General features: G+C 55.3%; 12 protein-coding genes. 6 read left to right on the forward strand and 6 right to left on the reverse strand.

Translation table 11 applies throughout. The annotated features are described in order from the left end of the window. The first annotated feature begins 228 nt into the window (after positions 1-228). Positions 229-1,764, forward strand: a complete 1,536-nt coding sequence (locus GXP72_RS12170; RefSeq protein ID WP_061715049.1) for a methyl-accepting chemotaxis protein — start codon at positions 229-231, stop codon at positions 1,762-1,764. Here the strand turns inward: GXP72_RS12170 and GXP72_RS12175 are convergent. Next, on the reverse strand, positions 1,761-2,159 hold the full coding sequence (locus GXP72_RS12175) for a cupin domain-containing protein (protein WP_024909649.1): 399 nt from the start codon (positions 2,157-2,159) through the stop codon (positions 1,761-1,763). The genes GXP72_RS12170 and GXP72_RS12175 overlap by 4 nt on opposite strands. A 108-nt stretch (positions 2,160-2,267) precedes the next feature. On the opposite strand from GXP72_RS12175, the gene GXP72_RS12180 reads away from it, so the two are divergent. Beyond that, positions 2,268-3,182, forward strand: coding sequence for a LysR family transcriptional regulator (locus GXP72_RS12180; RefSeq protein WP_063621792.1), 915 nt, complete (start codon positions 2,268-2,270; stop codon positions 3,180-3,182). A 304-nt stretch (positions 3,183-3,486) separates the two neighbouring features. Further along, positions 3,487-4,983 (forward strand): L-asparagine permease, encoded by a 1,497-nt coding sequence (ansP, locus tag GXP72_RS12185; RefSeq protein ID WP_024909651.1) that lies wholly within the window; start codon positions 3,487-3,489, stop codon positions 4,981-4,983. Between the two features lie 51 nt (positions 4,984-5,034). On the opposite strand, the gene GXP72_RS12190 is transcribed toward ansP, so the two are convergent. Then, on the reverse strand, positions 5,035-6,096 hold the full coding sequence (locus GXP72_RS12190) for a YncE family protein (protein WP_090416766.1): 1,062 nt from the start codon (positions 6,094-6,096) through the stop codon (positions 5,035-5,037). A 242-nt stretch (positions 6,097-6,338) separates the two neighbouring features. Here GXP72_RS12190 and pqqU point away from each other — a divergent pair, with 242 nt between their 5' ends. Beyond that, a complete protein-coding gene (pqqU, locus tag GXP72_RS12195; protein ID WP_024909653.1) occupies positions 6,339-8,453 on the forward strand; it encodes a TonB-dependent receptor PqqU in 2,115 nt (704 codons plus the stop codon). Positions 8,454-8,571: 118 nt separating this feature from the next. Here the strand turns inward: pqqU and GXP72_RS12200 are convergent, their stop codons facing one another. The 3 genes from GXP72_RS12200 to GXP72_RS12210 form a co-directional block, all read right to left on the reverse strand. Next, positions 8,572-9,240, reverse strand: a complete 669-nt coding sequence (locus GXP72_RS12200) for a GntR family transcriptional regulator (protein WP_024909654.1) — start codon at positions 9,238-9,240, stop codon at positions 8,572-8,574. Positions 9,241-9,495: 255 nt separating this feature from the next. Beyond that, positions 9,496-10,536 (reverse strand): NADP-dependent oxidoreductase, encoded by a 1,041-nt coding sequence (locus GXP72_RS12205; protein ID WP_090416764.1) that lies wholly within the window; start codon positions 10,534-10,536, stop codon positions 9,496-9,498. Positions 10,537-10,601: 65 nt separating this feature from the next. Further along, positions 10,602-11,177, reverse strand: a complete 576-nt coding sequence (locus GXP72_RS12210) for a helix-turn-helix domain-containing protein (protein ID WP_008501301.1) — start codon at positions 11,175-11,177, stop codon at positions 10,602-10,604. 148 nt (positions 11,178-11,325) lie between these two features. Here GXP72_RS12210 and GXP72_RS12215 point away from each other — a divergent pair, with 148 nt between their 5' ends. Both GXP72_RS12215 and GXP72_RS12220 read left to right on the forward strand, forming a co-directional pair. After that, positions 11,326-11,844, forward strand: a complete 519-nt coding sequence (locus GXP72_RS12215; RefSeq protein ID WP_032647470.1) for a GNAT family N-acetyltransferase — start codon at positions 11,326-11,328, stop codon at positions 11,842-11,844. Beyond that, entirely contained in the window at positions 11,841-12,290 is a 450-nt protein-coding gene (locus GXP72_RS12220; protein WP_008501299.1) for a DMT family transporter, read from the forward strand. Before GXP72_RS12215 ends, GXP72_RS12220 begins: the two co-directional genes overlap by 4 nt. A gap of 3 nt (positions 12,291-12,293) precedes the next feature. Here GXP72_RS12220 and GXP72_RS12225 read toward each other — a convergent pair whose 3' ends face one another. Beyond that, a complete protein-coding gene (locus GXP72_RS12225; protein WP_032647472.1) occupies positions 12,294-12,527 on the reverse strand; it encodes a YdcY family protein in 234 nt (77 codons plus the stop codon). Positions 12,528-12,535: the final 8 nt, after the last annotated feature.

The following is a 12,535-nucleotide window of genomic DNA, read 5'->3' on the forward strand; positions in this document are numbered from 1 at the left end:
GCTTATGTCATTTATTTACAGCGCCTCCCAAAAACGCCCCTGAAAATGTTTTCATTTTTATTACATTCGATAGCGTTAACCGTTTAAAAATAATATGTAGCGAGTATTTCAGACAGCCAAAATTTCAGAGAGAATAAGCAGCAGACAGTTATAAAAATAATCTCATTAATCTTGCCGGAGTGCTTTCCGGACGTTTTTTTATTCTTGCACAACATCATGGAGTTACTCATGAGGCGTAACACTCCCGTTACACAAAACGAGTATTTGCTTAACGATGGTTCGACGTTAATGTCGACCACCGATACAAAAAGTCATATTACCTATGCTAATTCCGCTTTTATTGAAGCCAGCGGATATAAAGAAGAACATCTTCTTGGTGAGCCGCATAACCTCATCCGCCATCCCGACATGCCTGCCGAAGCGTTTGGCGACATGTGGTTTACCCTGCAGCAGGGCGAGACCTGGACAGGGCTGGTGAAGAACCGTCGTCATAATGGCGATCACTACTGGGTGCGGGCCAACGTGACGCCGGTCTGGCAGGGTGGATCCCTGACGGGCTATATTTCGGTGCGAAATATCCCCGCACGGGAAGAGATCGCAGCCAGTGAAAGACTGTATGCAAAAGTGCGTAATAACGAATTAAAACATTATCGTTTTTATAAAGGACTGTTGGTTCGACGCGGTTTATTTTCCTTTATGTCGCTTTTTAAATGTCTCAGCACCTGTAAACGAATCCATCTTGGTATTGCGACAACAGCGTTACTCTCCTGCCTGGCGGTGTATTTCTTCCCTGATAAACTTGTGCAGTCGGGGAGTCTGGCGCTGCTCTTTTCTGCCCTTGCCTGTTATCTTCACGCGCAGATCGCACGGCCGGTAAAATCTATTGTTCAACAGATGCAGCGCGTGGTTTCAGGACGTAAAACGGACTATTACCATTTTGACAGGATCGATGACATCGGGCTGATGATGCGCCTGGTGAATCAATCAGGTTTGAACCTGAATTCGCTGGTTGACGATGTCGGGGCGCAAATCAGCGGGATTGGCACCATCAGCCAGCAGGTCGCGAAAGAAGGTGCGGCGCTGCAAACGCGCTCTGAAGAAACCGCAGACTTTCTGCAGCAAACCGCATCTGCGGTGGAAGAGATCGCCAGCGCGGTGAAGCAGACGGCAGAAACCGCGAATGAAGCGATCCAGATGGCGGATCGCACCAGCGACAGCGCCCACTGCGGTGAAGCGATGATGAAAGAGACCATCGGTATGATGCAGTCCGTGTCGCAGGATAACGGCCAGATCGTCGATATTATCAGCGTTATCGATCGCATTGCCTTCCAGACCAATATTCTTGCGCTGAATGCCGCCGTGGAAGCGGCTCGCGCGGGTGAAGCCGGCCGCGGCTTTGCCGTGGTGGCGGCGGAGGTGCGCAATCTTGCGCAACACTCCGCGACGGCGGCGAAAGAGATAAAAGCGCTGATCGAGAAAAACGTTGCCAGCGTCAACGCTGGCGTGGAGAAGGTGGTACAAACCGAATCACAGCTGACGGTCATGATCGACCATGTTCTGCAGGTTTCCACCTTGATTAAGGAGATCGGCCACGCCACGCAGGAACAAACCCAGGCGCTGACGCTGATCAACGCCTCCCTCTCCCGTATCGGCGCAATGACCCAGAGCAATACGGGGATGGTGGATAACGTCACTCACGCTGCGAATCACCTGACGCAGCGGACGACGCGCCTGCAGCAGGCAATTTCCGTTTTTGGCGGTTAGCCGTTCGGGTACTGCTCGTCAGTCACTTTTTCCAGCCATGTTACCGGGCTGCCGTTTACCGCTTCGGCGATGGCAAGATGCGTCATCGCCGTTTGCGCATTTGCGCCGTGCCAGTGCTTCACGCCGGGTGGGATCCAGGCGATATCGCCCTGATTCAGGATTTCCGCCTCTTTGCCCCACTCCTGTAACCAGCCACGACCCTGCGTCACAATCAGCGTTTGTCCCAGGGGATGCGTATGCCAGGCCGTGCGCGCGCCCGGCTCAAAGGTTACGGTTGCCCCGCCGACGCTGGCAGGTTCGGTCGCCTGAAAGGGTGCGTCAATCCGAACAGTCCCGGTAAACCAGGCTTCCGGTCCTCGTACTGAAGGTATTGAACCGCTGCGGATAATTTTCATCTTTTGCTCCTCGTTGACTGTTGCGTTAACAGTAGCGCAAAGCACTCGGGAGCATTAGGGTGCATAATCAGATAGGACACATGACTGAAACTCATAAATAGAACCACGATGCTAAAAGATAATTTCAACGATCTGCTCTCCTTTATGGTGGTGGCCCGCGAGCGTAGCTTTACGCGCGCAGCGGCGCAGCTGGGCGTCTCGCAATCGGCACTGAGCCATGCGATGCGCAAGCTTGAGGCGCGATTAGACGTTCGCCTGTTAACCCGCACAACCCGCAGCGTGGTTCCGACACCCGCGGGTGAGCAGCTTTTTTCGCGCCTCAGCCCGCATCTGCTGGAGATCGAACAGGAACTCACGGCACTTCGCAGCACCCGCGACAAACCCGCAGGCGCTATCCGCATCGTCGCCGGCGAGCACGCGATGGACGCCGTGCTCTGGCCGGTACTGAAGCCTTTTATGCTGCAGTATCCTGACATTAACGTTGAAGTGACGATCGACAATGGCCTGACAGATATCGTAGATGGCCGCTTCGACGCGGGGGTTCGCCTGGGTGAACAGGTGGCAAAAGATATGATTGCGGTGCGGATTGCGCCGGACATGCGCATGGCGGTCGTCGGCTCCCCGGATTACCTGGCTCGTTTTGGCGTGCCGCTCGTGCCGGAGCAGCTGGGTGAACACCGCTGTATCAATCTCCGCCTGCCCACCCGAGGGGGATTATATGACTGGGAATTTGAGCGCGACGGGCGCGAGCTTCGCGTGCGGGTTGACGGACAGCTTACGCTGAATAACCTGTCGCAGCGTATCGACGCCGCGGAAAATGGCCTCGGATTAGCCTACGTGCCCGAGTCCTCGGTTCTGGACGCTCTGAATCAGGGACGGCTGGTCAGGGTCCTTGAATCGTGGTGCCCCACGTTTGAAGGATATCACCTCTATTATCCGAGCCGTCGGCAGCACACAACCGCGTTCAGGTTACTTCTCGATGCCCTGCAGCAGCAAAAATTTATACCATCTGGTAATAATTAAGAGAATCTGATGATTAAATAATCAACCTCGCCATTGTTTTGACTAAAAACTCATCACGATTCAGCGTGTTGTGATCCCCGTCTGCTCTGACCACACGATTTCCTTCGACGTGCATCACTTTCGGCACGGTTATATTTTGCGTCGCTTATGAATTGCAGGTAGGATGCCTCGCCATGTTTCGCCTTATCCATACGCAGAATGACTGGGAAGGCGACATGTGTTTGCGCAGAAGCAATCGTTTGTATTGCTTTCTGCCAGGCAGGACTATCACGATAATGGTTCAGACAGGCAAACAGGTAACTCAATGAAAACAAGCAATAAAAGCGCAGCCGATCATCATGCTGCTAAACGTCGCTGGTTGAACTCTCACGAAGAGGGCTACCACAAAGCGATGGGCAACCGTCAGGTTCAAATGATCGCCATCGGCGGCGCTATCGGAACGGGTCTGTTTTTAGGTGCTGGTGCACGCCTGCAGATGGCTGGCCCGGCTCTCGCCCTGGTCTATCTGGTGTGCGGGATCTTCTCTTTCTTCATTCTCCGCGCGCTGGGCGAACTGGTACTGCATCGCCCTTCCAGCGGAAGCTTCGTCTCTTACGCCCGTGAATTCCTCGGTGAAAAAGCGGCTTACGTTGCGGGCTGGATGTACTTCGTCAACTGGGCGATGACGGGTATTGTCGATATCACCGCCGTTGCGCTGTATATGCACTACTGGGGCGCGTTTGGTGATGTGCCTCAGTGGGTGTTTGCGCTTGGTGCGCTGGCGATTGTCGGCACCATGAACATGATCGGCGTGAAGTGGTTCGCGGAGATGGAGTTCTGGTTTGCGCTGGTAAAAGTGCTGGCCATCGTGGTGTTCCTGGTCGTGGGTACCGTCTTCCTCGGCAGCGGTAAGCCGCTGGATGGCAATGCCACCGGCTTCCACCTGATAACCGATAACGGCGGATTCTTCCCGCACGGTCTGCTGCCTGCGCTGGTACTGGTTCAGGGCGTCGTGTTCGCCTTCGCCTCTATCGAACTGGTGGGCACCGCGGCAGGTGAATGTAAAGATCCGCAGACGATGGTGCCAAAAGCCATCAACAGCGTGATCTGGCGTATCGGTCTGTTCTACGTCGGTTCCGTGGTGCTGCTGGTTCTGCTGCTGCCATGGACTGCCTATCAGGCGGGCCAGAGTCCGTTCGTGACCTTCTTCTCTAAGCTGGGCGTGCCTTACGTGGGCAGCATCATGAACATCGTGGTCCTGACGGCGGCGCTCTCCAGCCTGAACTCCGGCCTTTACTCTACCGGTCGTATCCTGCGCTCCATGTCGATGGGCGGTTCCGCGCCGAAGTTCATGTCGAAGATGAGCAAGCAGCAGGTTCCCTATGCAGGGATTCTGGCCACGCTGGTGGTTTACGTCTTTGGCGTGTTCCTGAACTATCTGGTGCCGTCCCGCGTATTTGAGATCGTTCTGAACGTGGCTGCACTGGGGATTATCGCTTCCTGGGGCTTTATCGTGGTCTGCCAGATGCGTCTGCGCAAGGCGATTAAAGAAGGCAAAGCGGCTGATGTGAGCTTCAAGATGCCGGGCGCACCGGTGACCTCCTGGCTCACCCTGCTCTTCCTGTTCAGCGTGCTGGTGCTGATGGCGTTCGACTATCCGAACGGTACCTACACCATCGCGACGATTCCGCTGCTGGCGGTACTGCTGATTGCCGGCTGGTTCGGCGTGCGTAAGCGCGTTCACGAGATCCACAGCACCGCGCCGGTTCATCACGACGATGAAAAACACGACGCACCGCTGGTGGAAGAAACCTCGCGTTAAGCATCCAGAAAGCATTAAAAAGGGAAGGCAAATGCCTTCCCTTTTTTTATCTTACAGCGCGATACTAATGACATCGTCAGGCTGGGTGGCTTCCTGCTGGCGGGTGGATTTTTGTTTCACCGTCACATACAGCGTTTTACCATCGGCAGAAAGCGCCAGGCTGTTCGGGTAGACCGGCGTGTCGAACGTTTTAGTCACCTTATACGTTTTCGCATCAATCACGCTCACCTTGCCGGCTTCACGGTGGGTCACGTAGGCTTCGTTGCGGGCCGGGTTAAACAGGACCGCCAGGGATTCCGGCGCGGCGATTTTCTCGATCACGCTGCCGTCTTTCAGGCTCACTACCAGCACTTCCGGCTGTTTTGAATCAGTCAGGAACGCACGCTGACCGGCAGCGTCGAGGCTCAGGTTCAGATAGAAGTGCTCTTTCCCGTCGTCCTGCACTTTTTTACGGCTGATAATCTTGTTGCTGGCCGTATCAATCGTCACCAGTTCACCGTCCGCATTCGTGGTATAGAGACGTTTCGCCTGCGCATCCAGCGCCAGACCGGTGCTGTAGGTGCCAGTATTGGCAATGGTCTCTTTCAGCTTCAGCGTTGCGCCATCCACGACCCAAATCACGCTCTCTTTGCCGACACCAGTGATGTAAATCGTGTTGCTCGCGTCATCCGCCACCAGCTGGCGCGGCTGCAGCGGTTTGACGGTTTCGCTGCGTTGACGCCCGTCCAGCACCAGACGTCCTTTTACGTCGCCCGTTTTTGCATCAATCGCGGTTACCGCGCCGTTGATGGTGTTGCCAAACCACAAGGTTTGCGTCGCGCTGTCGAGAGTGGCACCAAAGGGTTTCAGATCGCTGTGAATCGCCTGCGTCACGTCCAGCGTGACCGGATCAAGACGGTAAACAACCCCGCCCTTATCGGTTTTGCGGCTTTGCGAGGTCGCCACCCACAGCGCATTCTCCTGCTGGCTCACGGCCATTTCATACGCCCCTTTGCCCACCGCTTTACGCAGCATCTCTTCGGCGGCATGCGCCTGGAACGTCCCGGCGAGCAGTAAAGTGGCAGACAGCAGTGACAGGCTCAGACGCGGCGAGCACAGATGACGTAAAGACATAACAATTCCTTTTCTGAAAAGAGGGGTTTGGGCTGACATCACTTCCGGCAGGCAACGTCATGGCATCGCCTTTTGATAATGAGAATAGTAATCATTAATCAACTGAATGTGGAGTTTTTCTTTCCCACACCACCTTTCATTAACGCAATGTGCGGTTATAGTTTTCAAAACATTTACAAAACCTTTAACATGTATGGACATGTTCCATTTGGTTCGTTTATACACCACAACCGGTTTTATTCATGAAAATCATTTCTGCCCGTAAGGCCTCTCTCCCGCTGCTGCTGGTTCCCGTTACTTTCGCGCCGCTCACCGCTATGAGCGCGGAGGAACAGACCATGATCGTCAGCGCCACGCCGCAAACCGTATCGGAGCTGGATACCCCGGCCGCGGTCAGCGTCGTCAATGGCGATGACATGCGCCACGCCGCGCCTCGCATCAACCTGTCTGAATCCCTCGGCAGCGTCCCGGGACTGCAAATTCAGAACCGCCAGAACTATGCTCAGGATCTCCAGCTTTCGATGCGTGGGTTTGGCGCCCGCTCAACGTTTGGCGTGCGCGGTATCCGTATGTACGTCGACGGTATCCCTGCCACCATGCCGGACGGACAGGGCCAGACCTCCAACATCGATCTCTCCAGCGTGGAGAGCGTTGAAGTGCTGCGCGGCCCCTTCTCTGCCCTGTATGGCAACGCCTCTGGCGGCGTGATTAACATCAACACCCAGACCGGGCAGCAGCCGCCAACCATTGAAGCCAGCAGCTATTACGGCAGTTACGGTACCTGGCGCTACGGCATGAAGGCCACCGGCGCGATGGGCGACGGCACCCACGCAGGCGATGTGGACTACACCGTTTCCACCACCCGTTTCACCACCCAGGGCTATCGCGACCACAGCGGCGCGCGGAAGAATCTGGCCAACGCCAAGCTGGGCGTGCGTATTGATGACGTCAGCAAGCTGACGCTAATCTTCAACAGCGTAGACATGAAGGCCAACGATCCGGGCGGTCTGAGCTATCAGGAGTGGCAGAATAATCCGCGTCAGTCTCCGCGTGGCGATCAGTACAACACCCGTAAGACCATCAAACAGACCCAGGCCGGCCTGCGCTACGATCGCCAGCTCAGCGCTCAGGACGACCTCAGCGTAATGATGTACGCCGGCGAGCGTGAAATGACGCAGTACCAGTCGATTCCGTATCAGCCGCAGCTAAAAGCCACTCACTCCGGCGGGGTGATTGATATGCAGCGCCACTATCAGGGCGTGGATACCCGCTGGACGCACCGCGGCGAGCTGCTGGTTCCGGTGACCTTTACCACCGGTCTGAACTACGAAAACCTGAGTGAAGATCGTCGCGGCTACGAGAACTTTGTGATGAGCAACGGCGTGCCGGACTACGGCGTCAAAGGCGATAAACGTCGTGACGAACGTAACCTGATGTGGAACGTCGATCCTTATTTGCAGAGCAGCTGGCAGCTGACGCAGAAACTCTCTGTCGATGCGGGTGTCCGCTACAGTTCGGTCTGGTTTGATTCCAACGACCATTACGTTACGCCGGGCAACGGCGACGACAGCGGTGACGCGAGCTATCACAAGTGGCTCCCGGCGGGCGCCGTTAAGTATGCGGTGACTGACGGGTGGAACCTCTACGCTGCCGCAGGGCGTGGATTTGAAACGCCAACCATCAACGAACTCTCCTACCGTGCCGATAATCAGGGCGGTCTGAATATTGGCCTGAAGCCATCCACGAACAACACCTATGAAGTGGGCAGCAAAACCCGCATCGGCAACGGCCTGCTGACGGCGGCGTTGTTCCGCACCGATACGGATGATGAGATCGTGGTGGACTCCAGTTCCGGCGGCCGCACAACCTATAAAAATGCCGGGAAAACACGCCGTCAGGGTGTTGAAGTTTCTCTGGATCAGCAGTTCGCTGAGAACTGGAAGCTGAAGATGGCGTGGACGTACCTGGATGCCACCTACCGGACTAACGTCTGCAGTGACGCAGACTGTAACGGTAACCGCATGCCGGGGATTGCGCGCAACATGGGCTTTGCCTCGTTTGGCTGGCAGCCGGAGGAAGGCTGGTACGCGGGCACGGACGTGCGTTACATGAGCGACATCATGGCCGACGACGAAAACACCGCGAAAGCGCCGTCGTACACGGTAGTCGGGTTGAATACCGGGTATAAGTTTAACTACGGCAACTGGGGAATGGATGTCTTTGGCCGCGTCGATAACCTGTTCGATAAAGAGTACGCGGGCTCGGTTATTGTCAACGAGTCCAACGGCCGTTATTACGAACCTGCACCAGGCCGTAACTATGGCGTCGGGCTGTCGGTCTCTTATCGCTTCGAGTAAGAAAAAGAAAAGTTTATTTTATTAATGAAATAACCCTCCTGATGGCAATAAGCCATCAGGAGTTATTCACCAAATAAATAATTAGGCGCAGTATATAGTCGCTCTGTTAAATAATCTCTCAGTTAAAATATTGTCGCTGTAAAAGAAAATCCGCTTCATCAATCAACTTATCAATTGCCTTCTGGCTGGCATCCACATCTCTCCGCTCAAGGGCTGAAAGAAGCTCATCATAGTGATACGTTGACGTTTTGATGTCGTTAAGTTCCTGATGCAGGTAGTTCATACAGGGTCCGATGCGCACCCATAACTGTTCAATTAAGGCATTAAGCGTAGGCATTTCCGCATATTGATAAAGCGTAAACCGGAAGATGCGATTTGCATGCAATGCCTGCTGAACGTTTCCATTGCGCATAGCCTCATGGAAGGCCTCTGACATTTTGCGCAACGCCTCCAGCTTGCCGTCTGACATATTCTGGCATGCAGCAGCAACCGCCATCGGCTCAAGCTGTTTTCTGATGGCGTTAATCTCGTTATAACGCTCCAGCGTCACCTCAGGGACCAGAAATGCCTGCGCTGGCGTGGCGTGAAGCGCGCCTGAGGAGACCAGACGTAGCAGCGCTTCGCGGACCGGCGTAATACTGGTGCCTAATTTATCAGCAATCTCTTTCGTAATCAGTCGTGCTCCTGGTTTGAGGGAGCCTGTAATTAACGCCCCTTTCAAACTGTGTTCAACCTGCATGGTAAGGCTAACCCTTTGGGCTTTTTCTAAGTGATCCAAATCAAGCATGTGGAATTCCTGTAGCTAAAACTTAATGCTATTTTTAAACGCCAGTTTTAATAAAACGGCGCCGGTACGATATATCCTGTATCGTCATGCCTGGTGGTGGGAAGTACGTAAAACAGCCAAAAAAAGCAAACATCATTTTTTTATCGTTTTCGGCCTCATCCGGGATGATGGCGCGAAAAACCCTGTCCAGTAATTAAAGACAATATATCGTATCTTCACAAATAAATATGGCGGGAAACCCCGCCATTGTGCGCTTTATTTATTGTCACTCGCGACGCGAATCACGACTTTGCCGAAGTTTCGTCCTTCCAGCAGGCCAATCAGCGCCTCGGGGGCGTTTTCCAGCCCGTCCGTCACCTGTTCGCGATAGTGGATTTTCCCCTCTTGCACCCAGCGCCCCATCTCTTCCTGGAACTCATGAATGCGGTGTCCATAATCCTGGCCGATAATAAAGCCCTGCATACGAATGCGTTTCTTGAGAAGGGTCGCCATCAGGAGCGGCAGGCGGTCCGGCCCGTCAGGCAGGCCCGTCGCGTTATAGCCGCTCACCAGGCCACACACCGGCACGCGCGCGGAGGTGTTCAGCAGGGGCAGCACGGCATCAAACACTTTCCCGCCGACGTTTTCATAATAGACATCAATACCGTTCGGACAGGCGTGTTTCAGCTGGTCGGCAAAATCCGCCGCATGGTGATCCAGACACAGGTCAAAGCCGAGAACCTCAACGGCATGGCGGCATTTCTCTGGGCCACCAGCCACGCCGACCACCCGGCAACCTTTGATTTTGCCGATCTGCCCTACTGTCGCGCCAACCGGGCCGGTCGCCGCAGCCACCACCAGCGTTTCACCCGCTTTCGGTTGCCCGATATCCAGCAGCCCCATATAGGCGGTAAAGCCCGGCATGCCCAGTACGCCCAGCGACCAGGAAGGATGAGACGGATTTTCGCCCAGCTTCACCAGGCCACTGCCGTCCGAAAGTTCATACTCCTGCCAGCCGCTGTAGCCCAGCACCCATTCACCGGCTTTGAATTCTGGATGGTTTGACTGTTCAACGCGGCTGACCGTTCCCCCCACCATCACCGCACCGAGCTCAACCGGCGGTGAATAGGATGGCGCGTCGCTCATGCGACCCCGCATATAAGGATCCAGCGACAGCCAGACGGTACGAAGCAGAAGCTGCCCCGCACCCGGTTCCGGAACAGGCTGCGTTTCCAGACGAAAATTTTCCGCGACCGGTGCGCCCTGTGGACGAGAGGCCAGCACCCAGCGGCGGTTATGCGAAACAGAGTGATTCATCAGGATCTCCTTCTGGTACAAATGTCATTACAGCCTGGCTCACGTTCAGCGTTATCGCATTAGCATTACGAGCCAGACTGGTTGAGGCGTACAACCAGATAGATGCAGGTTTCATTCGTCTCGTTGATGAACCGGCAGTCATTCGGCGGCCCCAGCTCGAGACAGTCTCCGGCGTGCATCTCGTGGCGCGTATCGCCCTCCTGGAACACCAGCTCACCGGACTGCAGCCAGATAAGCTGACGTGCCAGCGCGTAAGAAGAGGCAGGCATAGGAACATCGCTGCCCGCAGGCAGTTCCACCTGAACCAGGTCGATGGGCAGATCGGTACGGGGAGAAACATGGCGGCGGAGGTAGTGCGTCTGCGGATCGCGCCAGACGGGCTGGTTTGCCAGGCGCAGCAGCTTGCCCTCCTGCATTTCGGCCCGGGCAATCAGCGTTGACATGCTGATGCCAAACGCGCCAGACAGGCGGGCAAGCAAGGTGGCCGTCGGGCTACTGTCTCCGCGCTCTATCTTGTGGATCATCGCGCGTGAGACCCCTGCCCGGTCCGCCAGCTCGCTGAGGGACCACCCGCGAGACTCGCGTTCAAGGCGAATTCTTGCGCTAATCCGTTGATTCATCGTGTCTGTTATGGTGTTCATGACGTCATACTATAGTGTATGAACGGCATTTCAATGGGCTTTTGATAACAAAAAAATATGGCTTATGCCGTAGCGATCGGGGGATACAGTTGTGTAATATCGTAGCGATAACGTAATACTATAGTGAACAACACACAGAGGCTTCATCATGATCGTTCGTCATGCCTGCAAAGAAGACTGCGCTGCGATAGGCGAGATTTACAACCACGCGGTGCTGCATACTGCCGCGATCTGGAACGATAAAACCGTCGATACCGATAACCGAATCGCGTGGTTTGAGGCGCGCACGTTGGCGGGTTATCCGGTTCTGGTGAGCGAAGAAGACGGTGTCATCACCGGTTACGCCTCTTTCGGCGACTGGCGCGCCTTCGACGGTTTCCGTCATACGGTTGAGCATTCGGTCTACGTCCACCCGGCCCATCAGGGTAAAGGGATTGGCCGCACGCTAATGAAGGCGCTGATTAACGAGGCCCGCGCTATCGGTAAACACGTGATGGTGGCCGGCATTGAAGCGCAAAACCATGCCTCGATTCATCTCCATGAGACGCTCGGCTTTGTGACGACCGGACAAATGCCGCAGGTGGGAACCAAGTTTGGCCGCTGGCTGGACTTAACCTTTATGCAGCTGCAGCTGGACGAGCGCAGCGATCCGGACGCTATCCCATGAATCAGTCACTGACGCTGGCGTTTCTGGTGGCGGCGGGCATCGGTCTGGTGGTGCAAAACACCCTGATGGTGCGTATCACCCAGTCCTCCTCCACCATTCTCATCGCGATGCTGCTGAATTCGCTGGTCGGCATTGTGCTGTTTGTCAGTATTCTGCTGCTGAAACAGGGCGTGGCCGGATTCAGCGAGCTGGCCGCAACGGTGCGCTGGTGGACGCTTATCCCGGGGCTGCTGGGGTCGTTTTTCGTGTTTGCCAGCATCAGCGGCTATCAGAATGTTGGCGCGGCGACGACCATCGCCGTGCTGGTCGCAAGCCAGCTGATTGGCGGGTTGGTGCTGGACGTGCTGAGGAGCCATGGTATTCCGCTTCGCGCCCTGATTGGCCCGGTGTGCGGCGCGGTGATGCTGGTCGTGGGGGCCTGGCTGGTGGCGCGACGCCAGTTTTGATCGTTACAGTATGGTACCGCCTTTCGTCAGCTGTTCCTCACGCGCGTCCATCTCTTCTTTATGCTGCTTACCGTGATGCGAAATCGCGGTGCGCAGACGCTGCTGCTGAGTGTAGCGATCTTCACGGCTTAGCTCTGCATCATCGCTTAATTCAATCAGCAGTTCGTTCATGTGGGTGATGACGCTCTCTTCGATGGCGGCATCGACGCGGGCAGTAACTTCGTTTAAATGTGACATTGTCACTC

It is taken from the genome of Enterobacter sp. SES19, from assembly GCF_011765665.1.
Classification (GTDB): Bacteria; Pseudomonadota; Gammaproteobacteria; order Enterobacterales; family Enterobacteriaceae; genus Enterobacter; species Enterobacter pseudoroggenkampii.

Bases quoted from the DNA above. Each gene is read 5' to 3' on its own strand.
- GXP72_RS12170 (WP_061715049.1), top strand. From the start codon at position 229: ATGAGGCGTAACACTCCCGTTACACAAAACGAGTATTTGCTTAACGAT.
- GXP72_RS12175 (WP_024909649.1), bottom strand. From the start codon at position 2,159: ATGAAAATTATCCGCAGCGGTTCAATACCTTCAGTACGAGGACCGGAA.
- GXP72_RS12180 (WP_063621792.1), top strand. From the start codon at position 2,268: ATGCTAAAAGATAATTTCAACGATCTGCTCTCCTTTATGGTGGTGGCC.
- ansP (WP_024909651.1), top strand. From the start codon at position 3,487: ATGAAAACAAGCAATAAAAGCGCAGCCGATCATCATGCTGCTAAACGT.
- GXP72_RS12190 (WP_090416766.1), bottom strand. From the start codon at position 6,096: ATGTCTTTACGTCATCTGTGCTCGCCGCGTCTGAGCCTGTCACTGCTG.
- pqqU (WP_024909653.1), top strand. From the start codon at position 6,339: ATGAAAATCATTTCTGCCCGTAAGGCCTCTCTCCCGCTGCTGCTGGTT.
- GXP72_RS12200 (WP_024909654.1), bottom strand. From the start codon at position 9,240: ATGCTTGATTTGGATCACTTAGAAAAAGCCCAAAGGGTTAGCCTTACC.
- GXP72_RS12205 (WP_090416764.1), bottom strand. From the start codon at position 10,536: ATGAATCACTCTGTTTCGCATAACCGCCGCTGGGTGCTGGCCTCTCGT.
- GXP72_RS12210 (WP_008501301.1), bottom strand. From the start codon at position 11,177: ATGAACACCATAACAGACACGATGAATCAACGGATTAGCGCAAGAATT.
- GXP72_RS12215 (WP_032647470.1), top strand. From the start codon at position 11,326: ATGATCGTTCGTCATGCCTGCAAAGAAGACTGCGCTGCGATAGGCGAG.
- GXP72_RS12220 (WP_008501299.1), top strand. From the start codon at position 11,841: ATGAATCAGTCACTGACGCTGGCGTTTCTGGTGGCGGCGGGCATCGGT.
- GXP72_RS12225 (WP_032647472.1), bottom strand. From the start codon at position 12,527: ATGTCACATTTAAACGAAGTTACTGCCCGCGTCGATGCCGCCATCGAA.